Below are 19,267 nucleotides of genomic sequence, written 5' to 3'. Positions count from 1 at the left end.
AAATGAGGGTGACCAGCACCGGCCTCTCAATCGGTTACAGCGGGTCCGGAGCGGCAAACAAATCAGTCGCTTGCGTCTCGTCAACCTCAAACGAATTACAGATATAGTCCGACAGGTCACAGACTCTGACGTTCACTGTGTCGTTCTTTGCCTGCGAGAGGAGCACGACAGCATCTCGCGCAAAGGCGATACGTGGGGTAACGGCGCCATGGGCTCGCAATGTTTGCAGAGATTCCCGAACTGCGTTGAGCGTCGTCCAATCCTCGCCGTCCAGAGTGTAGTTGCCGTCAGCGGTTTTGGTGACGACAGCGCCAGTTTCCGGCAATACCCCCATATACTGACCTCCAATTTCGCGCACTTCAATCGCGCCGTCGCATCCCCCGCTAACACCGTCGGCGTTTGGTCGGACAAAGAAATAGACGGAATCCCGGGTGAAGCCGTCCTCATAGTCTCTCGTCCCCGCCCCGCAAGCCGACAAATCCCAGGATCGCGCACCGATGACCAGTCGCCCGTCACCGATGCTGTCCGCCCATGTGATGTTTATCCAATGCGGTCGTGGGTCATCGATGACTTCGAAGAACTCCCGTTCCTCAAGGGATCTCAGATCGAGGCGGGTGAGATAGCCTGCAAACCCATCGAACGCGCTAAAAGCCCGCTCGTCAAAGAGCGCTTCCAACCTGACAGTTTGCATGTGACCGAGTTGTTCAGGCGAGCGGAGGTATGCGAGCTCGTTTTCAGAGTGGAAAACAACGTCGCGATACAAACGGTCAGGTTGAAAAAACTGCCTGCGGCTGAAAGTTTGAAGATCTATGAGAATAATTGCCATTGGGCTCATCTCCCCTCCGACCTGCGCCTGCACCAGCATTTGGCGACCAGACGGAGAAAAGGCGAGCCGTTGCACAAGCACAGGCCGAGCAGACAGGTCGCGACCATAGCCTGTGCCAAACAGGCTGAGGTTGATTGTTTCGCCGCTGGAGATGCGATGCAGCAAAACGCGATCCGTAAGTTGGCTCCTTGTATACGCCAGCCAACCGGTATCGGGCGACACTTCAAAGAGGTGGATGTAGCCTCCCCCTCCGCTACCGGTCCCATCGGAGCGCGCATTCCCGCCCACGACGCCGTCACACGACACCAGTATCAAGGCGACCAAAGTCCAAAGCTTGATGCGTAGAAGCGCCATTGATGCCCCCGATTGGAGCCCCGCACATGGGGCGCCGCAACTTTAACGGGGTTTCGAGGAACGTGCCAATTGGCCAACCCTTGGCAATTACCGATTTGCGATTCGGCCCGGTGCGGCCCACAGCCCGTCCTGAAATCCCGGCCAGGCTGGCGAGGGTTTCAAGGCAGGCTCTGCCTGGCACGACGGGCAGCTTTTGCCTTCGATGTTCCTGTGTTAAACTGTCCGCACAGTGAATACGGAAACGTCGTTATGAGAAATATCTCCATCCGCCTCGATGACGCCTCGCGCGAAAAACTCGACGCGCTGGCACAAAGCCAGGACCGCTCGCGCTCCTGGGTGGTCAATGAGGCCATCCAGCAATATTTCGACCATCAGGACTGGATGATCGAGGCGATCAAGGCCGGCATTCGCGATGTCGAGGCCGGCAATGTCTTCACGCATGAAGAGGTGATGGCCTCGCTCGACGATGTCATCGAGGCCGCCAGGCTCAGACGTGCCGACCGATGAAACTGCGCTGGTCAGCCCTCGCCATGACAGAGCTGACCCACTCCGTTGCCCGCATTGCCGAGGACGATATCCCCGCCGCGATACGGGTCCGGAACCGCATCCATGACGCCGCCCAGGCCCTGACACTTTATCCGTTGATGGGTCGTCCGGGACGGCTGACGAACACGCGTGAACTGGTCGTTCCGGGCCTGCCCTATTTCATCGTCTACCACGCCACCAAGTCAGAGGTCTCGATCCTGCGCGTTTTGCATGGCGCGCAAAGCTGGCCGTAAGGACTGGACAAGCCTTACCTGGCCCCTACTTCCCCAGCGCCACCTTGCCCGCCTCGCCCTTCGCCGCGATCTCGTCGGGCGTCAGGCCGCACAGCTCATGCGGGAAGACGAGCCAGTCATCGGTTTCGTGCAGGAAGAAATCCGGCTTCAGCTCGGTCTTGTTGCGGACGGGTTTGAAATAGACCGTGGCGATCTTGGTTTCGGCGGGGAAATTGCGCCGGCATTTGGCGCGCAAGACCTTGAGCAGGGCCTCGATCGAGCGGCCTGAATCAAACACATCATCGACGATCAGCAGCCGGTCATCGGCATTGAGCGTGTCGACCAGATAGCCCTCGCCAAACACCCTCACCTCGGCCTGCTGGCCGATGCCGGTATAGGAGGCGGTGCGGATCGCGATATGATCGGTCGAGAGGCCGCGATATTCGAGATATTCCTGCACCGCAATCCCCACCGGCGCGCCGCCGCGCCAGACGCCGACGATATGGGTCGGCTTGAACCCGCTCTCATGGATCAGCCGGCCCAGCCGGAAGCTGTCGGCAAGGAGATGGTTGGCAGTGAGGTAGGTTTTGAAAGTGGCCATGCCGGGATGCTGGCGTGATTGGCGGGCAAGCTCAAGGGGGGAAGCAGGGCCATGTCCCGGGTCCCGCCGCCGGGGATGACAAAGGGTTGATTGATGTAGAGAATTGGGGACCATCCGCGCCACAGGAGCCCGCCATGCACAAATCCGCCGATTGCCCCAAGGGCCGCGTCGTCCAGCACTGGATCGACAGCAAGGCTGTCGCCAATAACATGCTCGGCGATCCGACGCTGCGGCGGGTGGATGTCTATATCCCGGCGGGCCATGACGGGGCGGGGCTGCCGCTACTGGTCGATGTCGTCGGCTTTACCGGCGGCGGGCCCTATCACACGGCGTGGAAGAATTTCGGCGAGAACCTGCCCGAACGCGCCGACCGGCTGATCGCATCCGGCGAGATGGCACCCTGCGTCATCGCCTTTCCTGATTGCTTTACCCGGCTGGGCGGCAATCAGTATGTCAACTCGATCGCGATGGGCAATTGGGCCGATTTCCTGACGACCGAATTGCTGGATTTCGTCGAGGGCGAATATGGCTGCGGCGGGCCCGGCAAGCGCGGCCTGTTCGGCAAGAGTTCGGGCGGTTATGGCGCCATGATGCATGCGCTGATGCATCCCGATATCTGGTCGGCTGCCGCCTGCCATTCCGGCGATATGGGCTTTGATTTGATGTTCGCCGCCGACTTTGCCCACACACTGCGCCGCATCGCCAAGCATGGCGGCACGATCGAGAGCTTCATGACGGCCTTCGAGGCCAGTCTCAAGCCGGCCGGCGATGATATCCACGCCCTGATGATCCTGGCGATGGCCGCGACCTATGATCCCGACCCCGACGCCTTTCTCGGCATCAAGCTGCCGGTGACGATGGACACGTGCGAGATGGACCCCGTCGCCTGGGAGCGGTGGAAGAAATGGGATCCGCTGGAGCTGGTCGAGACCCGCAGCGAAGGCCTCAAGACGATGAAGGCGCTGTATATCGATTGCGGCGATGTCGACCAGTATAACCTGGTCTACGGCGCCCGGCGGATGCACAAGCGGCTGACCGCGCTGGGCGTTGATCACGTCTATCAGGAATTCCCCGATGATCACTCATCGGTCGATTACCGCATGGATGTCTCGCTGCCGATCCTGTCGAAAGCGCTGGCCGACTAGGTCCGCACCAGGGTCTCGCGCCCGCCGCCGGTCATCGAACGCCAGGCCGAGCCGAAACTGGACGCGAAGACCACGATCAGGGCGCGGGCGATGATGGTGAAGAAGAGCAGCAGGATCTTGTCGTCGGAGACGACAAACCGCACGCCGGACCGCCAGCGGCCACCAATCGGCAGATGCGCCAGCTGATCTTCGACCCAGTCGGCGGCGTTGAGCATCTGGTGCAAGCCGGCCTCCCAGAACAGGGCGATAGCGGAGAGCATCAGGATCGCGATCACGAAGGCGAGGAAAAGCGTGGCGATGGTCGAGCCGATCTGGGCGATAATCCCGTCTTCGGCGATCTTAACCTTGGGCTGCGGCATGACAGCGGTAAGGATACGGCCAACCAGCGCCAGGAGAACACGGGCGATAATGGTGAAGATCAGCAGGACCAGCTTGTCATCGCTGGCATAGATGCGGACCAGGTTATTGATTTTCTCCGGCAGCGGGATTGCGGCGACGCCATCCTCAAGCATATCGGCACCATCCTGCACCCAGGAGAACCATTCGGGCAGGTAGAACCACAGCGCGGCCAGCATCACCATGGCCAGGATCATCGACACGAAGAGTGTCGCCGAGATTTTCCACAAACGCATTGCCAGCATGGTCATATCCCCCGGACGCCGCCCGATCGCGCGCCCTGCTCTGCTCAGTCTAGGGTGCAATTGCGACAAGGTCTTGGCAAGACACGCCACAGGGGAAATGTGTTCGGAGCGGAATCCAAAAAGGGCGACGCCGAAGCGCCGCCCTCTCTCACTTGTCCCGTGGGATGCGTGTCAGGACTGATCCGTCCGGCCTATTCGGCGGCCAGGATCTCGACGGTGATCATCGCGCCATCAGGCGCCCAGCCTTCCGTTGTCCAGCTTCCGCCAACCGCGAGATCCGGATTCCACGGGCCGCAGCTTTCCTGCACGCCGCTTTCGGTCGCCGCGGAAATGCACAATTGCTCACCCAGCGACCAGCTGCCGCTGACGCCGCGCGAGTCGGAATAGCTACCGTCTTCGGAAAATGTCGCATCGAAACTGGCATCGCCGCCGGTCACGCGAACGGTATGGCCATAGGCATTGGACATATCACCGTCCGCGAAAGCGGCACCCGTCAGCGCCAATAGCGCGGTTGCTGCCATCATCATGGTTTTCATAGAAATTTCCCCGTTTCATGATCCAGAATGGATCGGCGCCCCCGCGCGTGATCGCAGACTAGGGAATTCCCGTCTCAAGGGAAACAAGAATCGGCGAGGGCCGGGAACCGGAGCCGGTCAGTCGATATCGGAAAGCTCCACCCTTGCGCCCCCATCGGGAACCTCAACGATCTGGACCCAATACTCACCGATCGAATTGACCACACGCATCAGGCGGTCGAGCGAGACCGGTTTGACGATGTAGGAGGAAGCCCCGAGACCATAGCTCGAGAGAATATCATCCTCATTCTTGGAGGTCGTCAGCACGATGACCGGAATGTGGCGCAGCTCGGCGGTCGCCTTGATTTCCTCAAGCGCCTCGCGGCCATCCTTCAGCGGCATGTTCAGGTCGAGCAGAATGATGCCCGGCAGAGGCTGATCCGCGAGGGCCGCATAGGGGCCCTTGCGATTGAGGTAATCGACAAGCTGTTCGCCATTTTCGAGAAACTCGACCGGATTGCGCAAGCGGACCTCGTCGCAGGCCTCCTTGAACAACATACGGTCATCGGGATCGTCATCCACCATCAGGAATGTGAATAGGCGGTCGGCATTGCTCATCTTGAAAAGCCTCATCGCGGCCACCGCGCGTTCGCGGCTGTTCCATATGGGCAGTTTCTCGCGTCATTCGCGCAAGATCAAGGCGAATACCATGCGCAAACCTGTATCGGTCGCACCCGCAGGCCCGGGACCGCGCCAACGCCGCGGCCTGACAACCGGCGTCGGCCCCGCACAGCGCGCGTCACGAACGGTCCGGAGCCGGAAGCTCACGACGCTAGCCGTCCGTCAGCGGGTCAGTGAAAGCGCAGCAACCCATTTGTTTCACGGCGCATTTCCGGCTCATCCCTGACGGTGACGCCTGTGCGCGCGGCCCTGGAACGAGCTCGAAGGCTCGCCAATGCGGCGATGTGTTAATTGGCGGGGCGCCGCCGTCGAGCACCACAGACAACAACTGTAAATTGTTTGCCGCAACCATGATCAGGCGTCACCCCGGCGCCTGATCACGCAGCCGTGTCAGTGTTGGCCGGTCAGGCGTCGACCGTCTGGCGAATCGGCAAGGTGATTGTGAAGACCGCGCCGGCATCCGGTTCGCCCCAGGCCACGAGCGTCCCGGAATGATGCTCGACGATCTTGCGGCAAGTCGCCAGGCCCACGCCGGTCCCGTCGAACTCATCACGCCCATGCAAGCGTTCAAACATGCCGAAAATCCGCTCGGCATGGCGGGCCTCGAAACCAATGCCATTATCGGTGACGGCAATGCGCGCGACAGCGCCGACATCGCCGACCTCGACACTCCCCTCGATCAGGATTGAGGGCTGGACGTCTTTGCGATGAAACTTCATCGAGTTGGACAGGAGGTTGAGGAAGAGCTGGTGCATCTGGGTCTGGTCGGCCTCGATGGCCGGCAGAGTGCCGATGCGAACATTGGCGCCTTCCGACGCGATCCGAGGCTCCAGATCCGAAATCACATCGGCCAGGACTTGTGACAGATCGACCGGCTGGAATGTGCTCGTCTTCGAATTGACCCGCGAATAGCCCAGCAAGTCATCGATCAATTGCCGCATACGCGAGGCCGCATCGACCATTCGGTCCAGATAGTGTTGACCGGTCTCGTCCAGCGAGGCGTGGTATTTCTTGTGCAGGCGCTCGCCAAAGGCCTGGATCTTGCGCAAGGGCTCCTGGAGATCATGGGAGGCGGCATAGGCAAATTCCTGCAATTCCGCATTCGACCGCTTCAATTCCTGCGCATAGCGCAGCAGGACCAGCTCGTCGCGCTTGCGCCGGGTAATGTCGCGGAATGTCACCACGCTCCCCGCCTCTGGATCATCAGCATCAATGGCGGAGACGGAAAACTCGATCGGAATGCACTCACCGGCCTTGGTCCAGAAATATTCCTCGGTAATGTCATCGGCCATGCCGACGGAGATGGGACATTCATGCTCGGGATAGGGCGTACCGTCTCGCCTGGAATGATGAATGATGGAATGGAGCGACTTCCCGATCAATTCCTCTTCGGTATAGCCCAGCATGTCACAGGCACACGGATTGATGAAGGTCACCCGCCCGGCCCGGTCGAGGCCATACATGCCCTCGGCGACCGTCATCAGGATGCGGCGAAACCGCTGCGTCGTCTCGACCGTCTGGCGCGCACGATTCCGGCTGATCGTGCGGTGGGTATTGAACAGGATGGCGATAAGAATGAAGCAGAGCGCCATTGCCACGGCGAAGACGCGCAGTACGGCGCGGGCGCGATTGACACCGGCCAGGGCCTCGCCAAGCTCGATCTCGGTGATCGCCCCGATTTCGCGGGCCGGATCCCAGGCCCAGGCCCCCATCACCGGAATCCCAAGCGCATCGCGGTAGCCGGTCAGGTTTGAGCCACGCTCGCCCGCCGTCACAGACTCCGCGGCGACGGTCAGCGGCCAGGTCGTATACGGCGTTGAGGGAGCTTCGCCATGGGTCACATTCCGGCCGGGATCGCGGACCTCCAGGTGCAGCATGGACGGATGCCCCTGCGCCAGCAGGCCGGCGGTCCGGAATTCCGGCGCATACCGGGTTTCCGACAGCAGGCGGCCACTGCGATCAACGGCATAGGTTTCCCCCGACAGGCCGGTCCGCCCAACCCGGAAGGTCGAGCTATATTCGGCCAGCGGATCAATGCGCAGCGCGAAATAGCCCCGCACGGACGTGCCCGAGAGGATTGGCGCAATGACATACATCGCCATTTCCTCATCCAGCCCCGTCCAGCCCGGATCGCCATCCAGCGCAGGGGCATCGACAATTTGCGGCCGGGTGAGGATGGCACGGCCCGCCCGCAGCCGGTTGGTATCGACCAGGCTGAGAATGGGCGAGGGCTGGCCAAGATCGGAATTGCGGACTGAAGACAGGATCACACCGTTGGCGCCGAGGACGTAAAACCCCCGAAAGCCATACTCGGTCAGCCATGGCCCCAGCGTCGTGCGCAAACTGAGCTGGGCCGGCGCCGCAGCGATCGAGGATAATTCGGGAGTGGCGAGCAAGTCCTCGAGCGATTGCTGGACAAGTTCATTGCCCGCCCAGACCGCAGCATGCCGTTCCTGGTTTACGGCCCATTCCTCAAAGCGCTGCATGGTGCTGGCCAGCACCGAATTCAGCGTCGCCGCATTGGTCTCGCGCGCCGAGGCCACAAGCGCGCGGTCGCCCGCCATCACGGCGAGGAAAACGATCAGGATGAAACTCAGCGCCAGGATGCCGGGCAGGATGAGGCCGAACCAGCCATCGGCCTCGACCGCGCGCTGCCAGGGGGACCCCGGCTCTTGCGGGCCCGTCGCCGGATCGACCGGCAGCTTCGCCTCGGCATTGTCCTTCATTTCAATCGACCCCGGCCTCGCGAGCTTGGCTGCATCCTGCGAAAACAATCCCCGGACCGCCCCACAATTTTCAAGCCTAGCCGATTTTCATCATCGGCGTGCAAATTACACTCACCAATGCGGAACGCGCGCAGCGCCCTGATATATCTCCCCAATCCGCCGCTGCGTGCCCGCCGCGGTTCCCGCCGGCAAATCGGTCGGGGAAAACCAGTCAACACATTCGATCTCCCCCTGACTTTGCGATTCGCAATCAACCCAGCCGCAGGCCCTGTAAAGCAGAACGTGATCACCGCGGAACGCCGAGTGATTCGCAAAAATCCCCAGCAGTTCCGGCGGGTCTGTCAGCCGGACACCCGCCTCCTCGGCCAGTTCGCGGCCAACAGCCTCGATCGCGGTTTCGCCCGCTTCAACGCCGCCGCCGGGCAGATGCCAGCCATTGATATAGGTGTGACGGACCAGGGCGATGCGGCCGTCCGGCCGCTCGGCAACCGCGCGCACCCCCAGGGTTGCGCCGCGCGTCAGGCGCCAGCAGGCCTGCATGAAGGGCCGCGCAAAGGGCTCGATATGGGCTCGCCACCTCATACCGAAACCGGCGCTGGCCACTCAGGCAGCGGCGCGCTATGAACGCCCATTGCCCATGCTTTTCCGGAGAGGTTTTCCATGTATGCCCTGATCGCTGTTGGCCTCGTTGTGGCCGTGTTCGCCCTGCTCAATCTTATCGAATTTCGCCGCCTCGACTAAGTCCTGATCCGCAGCGCCCGGTAAATCCATGCACGCTATCCAATACGTCCCGCTCATCCTGGCCGGAATCGTCCTCCTGTTGTTCGGGGGCGACTTCCTCGTTCGCGGCGGCGCTGCGCTCGCCCGCCTCTGGCGTCTGCCGAATCTACTGGTCGGCCTGACCATTGTCGCCTTCGGGACATCTGCACCGGAGCTGGTCGTCAGCGTGCAATCGGCCCTGACCGGCGCCCCCGGCCTGGCGGTCGGCAATATCGTCGGCTCCAATATCGCCAACTTCCTGCTGGTACTGGGCCTGCCTGCCCTGTTCGGCACCATTCACACCACCACACCGGGCCTGCGCCGGAATGCGATATTCGCCCTCCTGGCAGCGGTCGCCCTGATCGTGATCGCCTGGGATCGGCAGATCACGCTGACTGAAGGCTGGATCCTGCTCGCAGCGATTGTCGGCTATGTCGCCCTGCTTGGCCTGCAGGCCCGCAAGGCGACCGGTGACCCGACCCTCGCCGAGCTGACCGATATCGAACATATGGACGGGCTGCCCAAAACACTGCCCTCCATCCTTCTGGCCCTGGCCGGTGGTCTGGTCGCCCTGCCCGTTGGCGCCCAGATGATTGTGACCGGCGGTATCGCCGCGGCACAGGACCTCCATGTCGAACCGGCCCTCATCGGACTGACCGCCGTGGCCCTGGGCACATCACTGCCCGAGCTGGCCACCGTCGTCATGGCCTCGGTTCGCCGCCAGGCGGATCTGGCGATCGGCAATGTGCTCGGCTCGAATATCTTCAATGTTTTCGCCGTCGGTGGCGCGACCGGCCTGGCCGCGGGCCTGACCGGCACGTCGCTGGAAATTTCCGAGAGTTTCTTTGTGCTCGACTTCTGGGTCATGCTCGGTGCCAGCGCCCTGATCGCTGCCATCGTGCTTCTGAAACGCCCGATCACCCGCGTCCTCGGCGCCCTGCTCTTCGCAGGCTATCTCGGCTATATCGCCGTGCTCGCCCGGTCCGCCCTGGGCTGATGCCTCGGCGGAGCGGCCCGTCAGGGCGTGACCGCCGCCTGCGGCACCAGCAAATGCTCGATGAAACGCCGGTCTGACCAGACCCGGCTACGCGTCGCCGGGTCCTGGTCGACACCGCGCGTCATGCGCACGACCACCAGATCCAGTTCCGGAAACAGGTAGAGCCGCTGCCCGCCGGCACCGGCGGCAACGTGGAGCTCCGGAAAGTCTGCGCCCGCCCCCAGCGTATCAAGAAAACCCCGGGCCCCGCGCGCACCACGACTTCCGGCATGCCGCGGATGCGGCAACCACCAGCCCAGACCATAAGCCGGATTGGCCGCTGACGGTTCGAACAGGGCTGCCATTGCAGCCGAATCGACCAGCCCGGTCCCGTCCGCATCGCCGTCATGCAGCACGAAATGGCCAAAGCGGGCCCAGTCGAGCGGCGAGATCGAGGCGCCCTCCGACAGAACGGGCATGCCATCGACTGCCGCCCAATTGCGCACATCGATCCCGAGCGGCGCCAACACTCGGCGCCCGAGATAATGTGCCGGCGTCGCATCGAGCCCGGCCGCCTCCAGCTTGCGCCGCAAGAGCTCCCCGAACGCCTGGAAATGCCGTGGGCCATAGGCGAATACCTCACCCGGCCGGGTTCGGGCCCGCGTCTGGATCGCGGCGCGATAGCCGGGCAAACGACTGGATTCGCGCGGCAGAGCCAGACCGCTGCTCTGGGAGAGGAGATGTCTGACGGTGATTGCGGCGCGTTCCGGATCATCTTGCCATTCGGTCAGCGTATCGGCCGCGCGTTCGTCCAGCGATAGCAGACCGTCCTGCACGGCCGCTGCTGCCATGACCCCAGTGAAGCTTTTGACGCCGCTGGCGATCTCCCAGACCTCATCGGGCTCAATCCCGTCCGCATAGCGTTCGCACACAATATCGCCGGCATGCACGATGATGACCGCGACCCCGCGCGCCTGGCGGCTATAGGCCTCGGCACGATCGCAATCGAGCGCATAGACTGGTGGGGTCGTCTGCGCTGCGGCGCTTGCGGGCCCCGCCACCGACAGCACCAGCATCGCAGTCAGACCCGATACCCACGCCTTCATCCCTGCCCTCATCAATTTCGCGCCCGGTCCACGCGCCGCGGCCAGCACAGTGAAGCACTACCCGGATCACGCCGGAAATCGCAAAACACCGGCATCACACAGATGTGAGTGAGGACGCGCATCGCGCCTGCCGATTCTGACGCCTGCGTGGCCCTGCTTGATCGCACGCCGTTCATGACCTATCCAACCGCTCACCTTTTGTGAGCTAGGCGCTGCATGTCCATGATCGAAATCGAAGTCGTCGGCCTGCAGATGGATGCTGCCCTGGGGATCCACAGCTTCGAACTCGAGGATCGCCAGACGATCCTGATCGACGTCAAGATCAAGCTTTCCAGCACGCCGCAACAGGATTCCATCCATGAGACGGCGAGCTATGACGACATCGCCGACACGGTCCGCCGCGTGATCGATGCCCGCCACTATAATCTGGCGGAAACCCTCTGCGTCACGATTGCCGAGGCGTTGAAAACCCTCGAGCATGTGCACGAAGTCACCGTCGCGGTGACCAAATCCCCGCGGACCGTGGCCTGCAAATCCGTGATTGCCCGGGTCACGCTCTAGCCTGCTGAATTGCCCCAGTTTCGAAGCGCAAAACCGGTATCCACCCTGGCTGAAAATGCGTCAGCCTCACGGCTCGATCGAGACATCCCGGATCCGGCGCATCAAATGTTCGCCGCCATCAATCGTGATCGTTTCGCCGGTCATTGACGGCGTCGCGACGATGAAGCGGACCGCGCGCACTATATCATCCGGCGTTGAACCGCCCTGCATTGGATTGGTCTGGTGAGCGCGTTCGAACTCCGCCTCGCTCTGTGTCCCCGACGGCAGGGTGAGCCCCGGCGCAATGGCGTTCACGCGAACCCGCGGCGCCAGCGCCATCGCCATGGTCGTGGTCGCACTGAGCAAAGCGTGTTTGGCGAGCGTGTAGGAAAAGAAGTCCGGATTGAGATTGAAAAGCTTCTGGTCGAGCAGATTGATGACACAGCCCGACGCGCGGGTTTCATGGGGCTTGGCCATCGCCGAAGCGAGCAGGACCGGCGCCATCAGATTGACCCGCAGGGCCTGTTCGAGCGCGGCGGCCTCGACATTTTCGGGGCGGTCCTGCTGGAACACCGAGGCCGAATTCACCAGCAGGTCAAGCCGGCCCAGACCGTCCGCAAAGCGTTTGACACCGGCGCTGTCGGCGAGATCGAACTGCACCGTGCTTGCCGAACCCCCGGCTTCACGGATCACCGCTTCAATCGCACGCGCCTGCGTGCCCGAGCTGTTATAGTGAATGATGACGTGCCAGCCATCCTCGGCCAGGGCGCACGCTATTTTGGCACCCAGGCGCTTGCCGCCACCAGTAACGAGCGCGATCTTGTCAGACATGACGTCTCCTGAAACACCTTCCGGGCCGATCAATGACCCGTCCGCGCCGCCGGTGCAATCGCGCAGCGGTGCGCAAATCATCGCCGACTATGTCAAACACCTGCCGTCGAAGCCGGGTGTTTATCGCATGTTCGCCGAGGATGGCACGGTCCTGTATGTCGGCAAGGCGCGCAATCTGAAGAATCGCGTCGGCAATTATGCCAATGGGCGCGGCCATTCCAACCGCATTGCCCTGATGATCGCGCTGACGAAGACGATGGAATTCGTCGTTACCGAGACCGAGACCGAAGCCCTTCTGCTCGAAGCCAATCTGATCAAGCGTCTCAAACCGCGCTATAATATCCTGCTGCGCGACGACAAGAGCTTCCCCTATATCCTGATCCGCCGTGATCATGCCGCGCCGCAACTCACCAAGCATCGCGGCGCCCACAATGCCAAGGGCGATTATTTCGGGCCCTTCGCCTCGGCCGGTGCCGTCAACCAGACCCTCAATACGCTGCAAAAAGCCTTCCTGGTCCGCACCTGTTCCGACAGTGTCTATGAGGGCCGCACCCGCCCGTGCATGCTGCACCAGATCAAGCGTTGCGCCGCGCCTTGTGTCGATCTGATCGCGCCGGACGCCTATGGCGAACTGGTTTCCCAGGCGACCGATTTCCTGCGCGGCAAGTCCAATGCCCTGCGCGAGGATCTACAGCTTCGCATGCAAGCCGCTGCCGAAGCGCTCGATTATGAAAGCGCCGCGCGCCTGCGCGACCGGATCCGGGCCATTGCCGCGGTGACCACCGACCAGGGCATCAATCCGGACGGTGTCGAGGAAGCCGATGTCATCGCCGTCGCCCAGGATGGCGGCCGCTCCTGCGTCCAGGTCTTCTTCTTCCGGGCCGGCCAGAACTGGGGCAATCAATCCTTCTTCCCGCGCCATGAGAGCGATGTCGAGCCCGGTGAGGTGCTGGCCGCCTTCATCGCCCAATTCTACGACAACAAGCCGCCGCCAGCCCTGCTCCTGATGTCGCATGATGTCGAGGACCAGGACTTGCTGGGCGAGGCGCTGAGCCTGAAGGCCGACCGCAAGGTGACACTGCACCGCCCCAGCCGCGGCGAGAAGCGCAAGCTGGTCGAGCGCACCGCCGCCAATGCCCGCGAAGCGCTGGCGCGCAAGCTCTCGGAGAGCGCCTCCCAGGCGCACCTGCTCAAGGGCGTGCAACGCGTCTTCAATCTCGAGACCTTGCCGCAACGCATCGAGGTCTATGACAATTCCCATATCCAGGGCACGAATGCGCTCGGCGCGATGATTGTCGCCGGGCCGGAAGGCTTTGAGAAAAACCATTATCGCCGCTTCAACATGACCGGCTCTGATGCCGCCACCGATGATGATTTCGCGATGATGGCGGCGATGCTGCGGCGGCGTTTCTCGCGCCTGATCAAGGAGCGCGATGATGGCGCACCGGTGCCCGACCTGATCCTGATCGATGGCGGCGCCGGGCAATTATCCAAGGTGATGGGTGTGGTCGAAGAGCTCGGCATCAGCGGCATCTGTATCGCCGCCATCGCCAAGGGTCCCGAGCGCGATGCCGGACGCGAGGCCTTCTACCTGCCGGGCAAACCACCCTTCAAATTGCCGCAAAAAGACCCGGTGCTGTATTATCTGCAAAGACTGCGCGATGAAGCCCACCGCTTCGCGATCGGCGGCCACCGGGCCAAGCGCAAGAAACAGATGGCCGACAACCCGCTCGATGATGTGCCGGGCATCGGCCCGTCGCGGAAGAAAGCCTTGCTGGCGCATTTCGGCTCGGCCAAATCGGTGCGCGATGCGGCGCTGGCCGATCTGGAAGCGGTTGACGGCGTCTCCAAAGCGATGGCCAAAACCATCCATGACTGGTTCCAGAGGTGAGACCCATGCATCGGCAAATCCCCAATATTCTGACGATCCTGCGCATTCTTCTGGCGCTCGGCGGCGCGGTAGCCCTGTGGACCTCCTATCAATGGTCACAATCAGGTCTGGTGCCGCTCTGGCTTGGCGATCCGGTGCTGGCGGCGCGCGCGCTGGCGGTGTTTGCGGTGATTGCCTTTGTCGTCGCCGCCGCGACCGACTGGCTCGATGGCTGGCTCGCCCGGCGCTGGAATGCCGGATCGGTGCTCGGCGAAATCCTCGATCCGATCGCCGACAAACTCCTCGTGAATGCCTATCTCATCGTCTACATGCTGATCCTGGGCACGCCGGTTGATATCGCGGTGCCGGTCTTCGCCCTGGTCGCCCGCGATGCCGCCATGACCGCGGCGCGCCTCCTGCCCGGCGCCCCCGGCAGCACAGCGCTGGCTGTCTCGCCCGCGGCCAAGTTGAAAACCGCGCTCGCCATGATCGTTGCCGGCTTCCCGTTGATCGCCCAGCCGCTGGGCTGGACCAGCCATGATATCCTCCTGCTGGCCTGGATCGGCGCGCTCTGGGTCACCGCCGCGCTGAGCCTGCTGACGGCCTGGAATTATTTTCGCAAATAGAACCGGCCCGGATGCGGGCCACACCTTGAGCAAGTCGCACGCGCGGGTCATGTTGGCGTGATCGGTTTTGGGAGATGGCATGGTCGAGAGCGCGGGTGATGAAGCCCATATCCTGGTGGTCGATGATGATGACCGGATCCGGGCCCTGCTGAAGCGTTTCCTGCAGGGGCGCGGCTTTCGCGTTTCCACGGCCCCCAATGCGGCCAAGGCGCTGTCGACGCTCAACTCGCTGAGTTTCGACCTTTTGATCCTCGACGTGATGATGCCGGGCATGAACGGCTTCGAGCTGACGGCGGCGATCCGCAAACATGCCGAAACGCCGATCATCCTTTTAACCGCGCGCGGCGATGCGGAAGACCGTATCAAGGGCCTCTCCCTCGGCGCCGATGATTATCTGCCCAAACCCTTCGAGCCGGAAGAACTGGCCCTGCGCATCCATGCCATCCTGCGCCGGGCGCGCCCGGCCGCGGCGGCGATCCAGCGCGTCAGTTTCGGCGATTGGCATTTCGATATCGAACGCGAAATGCTGCAGCGCGGCGGCGTGCCCGTGCGGCTGACCGGCGGCGAAGCGGCCCTGCTCGCCGCCCTCGCCTCCATGCCCGGCCAGGTCGTCTCGCGCCTGACGCTGTCGGATCATACCGGCGGCGGCGAACGCGCCGTCGATGTCCAGGTCACACGCCTGCGCCGCAAGATCGAGGACGACCCCAAGGAGCCGATGCACCTGCAAACGGTGCGCGGCGAGGGCTACAAGCTCGCCGCCGACCCGGTCTTCGGCCCGTGAGCGGGCCATGAGCGCCTTCCGCCGCTTCCTGCCGCGCGGCCTGTTTGCGCGCACCCTGCTGATCTTCGTCCTGCCGGTGGCGCTGATGCAGGTCGCGGTGGTGTGGTCCTTCTTCGAACAGCATTGGGAGACGGTCACCAGCCGCCTCTCGGACGGCGTCGCCGGCGATATCGCCATGATGACAACGCTGTATGAGGATGATCGTGCCAATCCCGACGCCTTCCGCCGCCAGGCCGAGATCGCCATGACGACGATGCGGCTCTCGGTCGATTTCCGCCCCGGCGAGACCCTGCCGACCGCACGCCGCACCTCCTTCTTCCGCACCCTCGACCGCACGCTGCAACGCGCCCTCTCCGGTCAGCTGACACAGAATTTCTGGTTCGATACCACGCGCTATCCCAATTATGTCGATATCCGGGTCGAGGTGGATGGCGGCATATTGCGCTATATCGCCCTGCGCGAACGGGTGTTTGCGACGACGGGGAATATCTTCCTTTTGTGGATTATCGGCGCGACGACCATCCTGACCGGGGTCTCGGTCATTTTCATCCGCAACCAGATCAAGCCGATCCGGCGGCTGGCCGATGCGGCGGAGCAGTTCGGCCGCGGCCAGGATGTGGCGCATTTCCGCCCCGCCGGCGCCACCGAGGTGAGACAGGCCGCCCATGCCTTCCTGAAAATGCGCGACCGCCTCAGGCGTCAGCTCGAACAGCGCACCGCCCTGCTCGCCGGCGTCAGCCATGATCTGCGCACCCCGCTCACCCGCCTGCGCCTGCAACTGGCCCTGATGCCCGACACGCCGGAGCGCGAGGATGCCAAACGCGACATCACCGAAATGCAGGACATGCTCGACGAATATCTCGATTTCGCCCGCGGCCAGGCCAATGAGGAAACCTCGCGCACCGATCTCAATGCGCTGGTCGAGGACGTGATCGAGGATGCCCGCCGTGCCGGCAGCCATATCGATCTGGTCGCCGGCGAGCCGATCGAGGCCGATATCCGCCCCGGCTCGGTCAAGCGCTCACTCTCAAATCTGGTCAACAACGCCCGCGAACACGGCGAAAATGTCGCCGTCTCGATCCGCTGCGCCGATGCCGGCCGCATCGAAATCCTGGTCGATGATGACGGCCCCGGCATCCCGCCCGACCAATACGAAGACGCCCTCAAACCCTTCAACCGCCTCGACGAAAGCCGCAACCCCAACCGCAAGGGGGTAGGCCTCGGCCTGGCCATCGCCCGCGATGTGGCGCGCGGTCATGGCGGCGAGATCAGGCTGAGCAAAAGCCCGATGGGGGGGCTGCGGGCTTGTTTGAGTCTGCCGGGGTAAGGGATTGGGAGCGCGGCCGCGGTGAAAACGCGCCGGCTGCCAATGACTTTCAATCCACCCATTGAGGCGCAATTAGTGGCGTGTGCCCCATTTGTTTATGGCTCTGATACCAATGGATATCGCGCCCAAGCTGTCGCTGGAATGGTCGCAACACCAGAACTCGAAAATGCGACATACAATCGCTTTGTTCGCGATTCGATTCAAAGAAATGCGACGCAGTTCCCCCCCTGAAACATGTGAAGGCAATTCTACTACACATTGAAGATTGGTTGTGATCAACTCTCCGGACCACGGGGGAGTATTTCATGGCGACGTTCGAGTTTCTGAGGCTATCACTTTCTATCCCAACGATGGGTCCGCTGGACAACTCTTCGCGGAGAGCCCCGCCGGAGTCGCGTCAAGAGTATATAGTGTCCCTCTTCAATTCACGGCTCGATTTCTTTCATAGGAATTCGTTATTTTCTTATGTGCCAACCGCATCGAAGGCTCTACCGCCGGGCTGTCTTGCAGGGTTTATAGGCAAGCAAATATCTGAATTGGAGAACGCGGGGCCTGAAAGCCTATTTGCCCTCCAACCTCACAAGACCTGGAAGGCCGCGTTCATCACGGTAAACGCCAACCAAGGGCAGCAGTTCGTCGCTGTTGAACGACGTGGTGACGTTGGTAGTGCGCACAGTGTCATTGAGCATTTGGTCGAGGCCAGGCTTCGAGACCGCAAAGGCGTCGCATGGCACACGGACGTTGAATATGTTACGCAGAAGCGTGGTTTTTGGGCCGCGGCTGAAAAGTACCGCGGTGAAATAACTGAGCTTGGCTTTGAGTTTAACCCGCCGAATGGCCTCAAGGGCTTTGACCGATTCAAAGACTTTGATCGTCTTGCGAAAGAGCAGACCAACGCTGAAAAGTCAGAGTATGCCCTGAAAAACAAGCAGGGTGCCGTCACGCCAGAGGGTGAGTTTGTAGAATCTGCCGTCGAATACGCGAGTGAAGGGGCTGGAAAAGTGGTCCTGAAAAAAGGGAACAAAAAGCTGTACGATAGCCGCGACTCTAAGAAAATCGCGACCATCCCTGAAAGCGCAATGCCGCGCGAAGGCGAAGAGATAAAAGTAGCCGGTGCAGCATTGCACTTGAATCAAGAAATAGAGCAGGAGGGAGACGATGATTAAAATTGTATTATTAATTGCTCTTGCAGCGGTTCTTGCGGCAGCTTGCATATGCAAGCCAGATCTTTTAATTCAAAATACAGTTTTAAACGGTTTGATGAACCATGAAGTTTTAGCCCTCATGTCGGTAATACTTACGGTGACCCTGGCGTCAGTGGCTAACATTCATCTTGCTATCAACCGTGTCGTGTCAAAAAAGTTTGGGAACAATGAAAAATTAATCGCGGCGGCTGCTGACGTAAAAAGGGAACTTAAAGATAATTCTTGGTACATATTTTGGGGTTTTCTTGCAGCGTTGATCTTGGTTATCGCAAAGGGCTCAATAGACAATGATACTGCTACCGCAATTATATACGCGGCTGTGGTGTGGATATTGGGCTTATACCTCCTATGTATGTTCGATGTTTACCAAGTGGCTTTCGGCGTTGTGGATATGGACGACGGCGATGGCCCTCCGACCGCATGAGCGTAGAAGGCGGGGGTGGAAAGTGAATAGCGAAGCAAAATCTGAAGCCCAGTTGCGGGCGATGAAATAAACGGGGACACGTACCGTTTTCCCAACCGGCTTGATCAATATACTAAGGTGCCCAGCGCGGTAATGAATTACATCACAAATGAATAATTGGGGACACACGCAATACTGTGCCTAGCGCCCACCCCGAACGCCCTCGACTTCTCCGCGCCCCAAGGCGCACTCCAACCCATAAACCTCTTGCCAGCCAGTGGGCCATCCGAGGTCCAGCGCTGTCAAGGCCGCCTTCGGCGCCGCGAAGCGGGCATGCGCCTTGACAGTGCTGGACCTCGGATGGCGGAATCCCGGCATAAGGTTTTTGGTGGGGCGCGGCGCGCCGGGCACGCGGCTCAGAGGGACGTGTACCAGAGCCCCCTATCCATCGCCGCGCTCGTCATCCTCACCAGCTCCGCCCCGGACTGACGTCCGGCGCACCTCTTCCATCAAGGAAGAGGAGGGTGGCAATCGAGGCGGTGGGCATCATCACCTCCTCTTCCTTGATGGAAGAGGTGGCCGCGAAGCGGTCGGAG

The 19,267-nt window shown here is 61.7% G+C and carries 20 protein-coding genes; 11 read left to right on the top strand and 9 right to left on the bottom strand.

Annotated features, from left to right (window positions below; genetic code table 11):
- Positions 1-34: 34 nt before the first annotated feature.
- Complete coding sequence (locus ACN0YJ_RS13265; RefSeq protein WP_417496484.1) at positions 35-1,180, bottom strand: hypothetical protein; 1,146 nt, start codon at positions 1,178-1,180, stop codon at positions 35-37.
- A 249-nt stretch (positions 1,181-1,429) separates the two neighbouring features.
- Between ACN0YJ_RS13265 and ACN0YJ_RS13260 the strand changes: the two genes are divergently transcribed.
- Both ACN0YJ_RS13260 and ACN0YJ_RS13255 read left to right on the top strand, forming a co-directional pair.
- Positions 1,430-1,687 (top strand): CopG family ribbon-helix-helix protein, encoded by a 258-nt coding sequence (locus ACN0YJ_RS13260; RefSeq protein WP_417477516.1) that lies wholly within the window; start codon positions 1,430-1,432, stop codon positions 1,685-1,687.
- Positions 1,684-1,959: a type II toxin-antitoxin system RelE/ParE family toxin gene (locus ACN0YJ_RS13255; RefSeq protein ID WP_417477517.1), complete on the top strand. Its 276-nt coding sequence runs from the start codon at positions 1,684-1,686 to the stop codon at positions 1,957-1,959. The genes ACN0YJ_RS13260 and ACN0YJ_RS13255 overlap by 4 nt, the downstream gene beginning before the upstream one ends.
- A 25-nt stretch (positions 1,960-1,984) precedes the next feature.
- On the opposite strand, the gene ACN0YJ_RS13250 is transcribed toward ACN0YJ_RS13255, so the two are convergent.
- Positions 1,985-2,539 (bottom strand): phosphoribosyltransferase, encoded by a 555-nt coding sequence (locus tag ACN0YJ_RS13250; protein WP_417496483.1) that lies wholly within the window; start codon positions 2,537-2,539, stop codon positions 1,985-1,987.
- Between the two features lie 134 nt (positions 2,540-2,673).
- On the opposite strand from ACN0YJ_RS13250, the gene ACN0YJ_RS13245 reads away from it, so the two are divergent.
- Positions 2,674-3,684 carry an alpha/beta hydrolase gene (locus ACN0YJ_RS13245; protein WP_417496482.1) on the top strand — a complete coding sequence of 337 codons (1,011 nt, stop codon included), beginning with the start codon at positions 2,674-2,676 and terminating at the stop codon, positions 3,682-3,684.
- Here the strand turns inward: ACN0YJ_RS13245 and ACN0YJ_RS13240 are convergent.
- From ACN0YJ_RS13240 to ACN0YJ_RS13220, 5 genes are all read right to left on the bottom strand, one after another.
- Positions 3,681-4,325 (bottom strand): hypothetical protein, encoded by a 645-nt coding sequence (locus ACN0YJ_RS13240; RefSeq protein ID WP_417496481.1) that lies wholly within the window; start codon positions 4,323-4,325, stop codon positions 3,681-3,683. The two genes, ACN0YJ_RS13245 and ACN0YJ_RS13240, sit on opposite strands and share 4 nt — an antisense overlap.
- 191 nt (positions 4,326-4,516) lie before the next feature.
- On the bottom strand, positions 4,517-4,861 hold the full coding sequence (locus ACN0YJ_RS13235) for a hypothetical protein (RefSeq protein ID WP_417489387.1): 345 nt from the start codon (positions 4,859-4,861) through the stop codon (positions 4,517-4,519).
- 117 nt (positions 4,862-4,978) lie between these two features.
- On the bottom strand, positions 4,979-5,458 hold the full coding sequence (locus tag ACN0YJ_RS13230; RefSeq protein WP_417496480.1) for a response regulator: 480 nt from the start codon (positions 5,456-5,458) through the stop codon (positions 4,979-4,981).
- A gap of 467 nt (positions 5,459-5,925) precedes the next feature.
- The gene (locus tag ACN0YJ_RS13225; protein WP_417496479.1) at positions 5,926-8,247 is read right to left on the bottom strand and encodes an ATP-binding protein; all 2,322 of its coding nucleotides are present in this window, start codon (positions 8,245-8,247) and stop codon (positions 5,926-5,928) included.
- Between the two features lie 111 nt (positions 8,248-8,358).
- Positions 8,359-8,829, bottom strand: a complete 471-nt coding sequence (locus ACN0YJ_RS13220) for an NUDIX domain-containing protein (RefSeq protein WP_417496478.1) — start codon at positions 8,827-8,829, stop codon at positions 8,359-8,361.
- A gap of 187 nt (positions 8,830-9,016) precedes the next feature.
- Here ACN0YJ_RS13220 and ACN0YJ_RS13215 point away from each other — a divergent pair, with 187 nt between their 5' ends.
- The gene (locus ACN0YJ_RS13215) at positions 9,017-10,003 is read left to right on the top strand and encodes a calcium/sodium antiporter (RefSeq protein WP_417496477.1); all 987 of its coding nucleotides are present in this window, start codon (positions 9,017-9,019) and stop codon (positions 10,001-10,003) included.
- Positions 10,004-10,023: 20 nt separating this feature from the next.
- On the opposite strand, the gene ACN0YJ_RS13210 is transcribed toward ACN0YJ_RS13215, so the two are convergent.
- Positions 10,024-11,088 carry a serine hydrolase domain-containing protein gene (locus tag ACN0YJ_RS13210; protein WP_417496476.1) on the bottom strand — a complete coding sequence of 355 codons (1,065 nt, stop codon included), beginning with the start codon at positions 11,086-11,088 and terminating at the stop codon, positions 10,024-10,026.
- 216 nt (positions 11,089-11,304) lie between these two features.
- Between ACN0YJ_RS13210 and ACN0YJ_RS13205 the strand changes: the two genes are divergently transcribed.
- Entirely contained in the window at positions 11,305-11,649 is a 345-nt protein-coding gene (locus ACN0YJ_RS13205) for a dihydroneopterin aldolase (protein ID WP_417477528.1), read from the top strand.
- Between the two features lie 66 nt (positions 11,650-11,715).
- Here ACN0YJ_RS13205 and ACN0YJ_RS13200 read toward each other — a convergent pair whose 3' ends face one another.
- The gene (locus ACN0YJ_RS13200; RefSeq protein ID WP_417496475.1) at positions 11,716-12,459 is read right to left on the bottom strand and encodes an SDR family oxidoreductase; all 744 of its coding nucleotides are present in this window, start codon (positions 12,457-12,459) and stop codon (positions 11,716-11,718) included.
- On the opposite strand from ACN0YJ_RS13200, the gene uvrC reads away from it, so the two are divergent.
- From uvrC to ACN0YJ_RS13170, 6 genes are all read left to right on the top strand, one after another.
- A complete protein-coding gene (gene uvrC, locus ACN0YJ_RS13195; protein ID WP_417496474.1) occupies positions 12,458-14,350 on the top strand; it encodes an excinuclease ABC subunit UvrC in 1,893 nt (630 codons plus the stop codon). The genes ACN0YJ_RS13200 and uvrC overlap by 2 nt on opposite strands.
- A gap of 5 nt (positions 14,351-14,355) precedes the next feature.
- Positions 14,356-14,955: a CDP-alcohol phosphatidyltransferase family protein gene (locus ACN0YJ_RS13190; protein WP_417496473.1), complete on the top strand. Its 600-nt coding sequence runs from the start codon at positions 14,356-14,358 to the stop codon at positions 14,953-14,955.
- Between the two features lie 79 nt (positions 14,956-15,034).
- Positions 15,035-15,736, top strand: a complete 702-nt coding sequence (locus ACN0YJ_RS13185) for a response regulator transcription factor (RefSeq protein WP_417477532.1) — start codon at positions 15,035-15,037, stop codon at positions 15,734-15,736.
- 7 nt (positions 15,737-15,743) lie between these two features.
- On the top strand, positions 15,744-17,063 hold the full coding sequence (locus tag ACN0YJ_RS13180) for an ATP-binding protein (RefSeq protein WP_417496472.1): 1,320 nt from the start codon (positions 15,744-15,746) through the stop codon (positions 17,061-17,063).
- Positions 17,064-17,473: 410 nt separating this feature from the next.
- On the top strand, positions 17,474-18,229 hold the full coding sequence (locus ACN0YJ_RS13175) for a hypothetical protein (RefSeq protein ID WP_417496471.1): 756 nt from the start codon (positions 17,474-17,476) through the stop codon (positions 18,227-18,229).
- Positions 18,222-18,692, top strand: a complete 471-nt coding sequence (locus ACN0YJ_RS13170; RefSeq protein WP_417496470.1) for a hypothetical protein — start codon at positions 18,222-18,224, stop codon at positions 18,690-18,692. The genes ACN0YJ_RS13175 and ACN0YJ_RS13170 overlap by 8 nt, the downstream gene beginning before the upstream one ends.
- Positions 18,693-19,267 lie beyond the last annotated feature (575 nt).

This window comes from Maricaulis sp. (assembly GCF_048270095.1).
Lineage (GTDB): Bacteria > Pseudomonadota > Alphaproteobacteria > Caulobacterales > Maricaulaceae > Maricaulis.
This window is presented reverse-complemented; position numbering and strand designations above follow the sequence as displayed.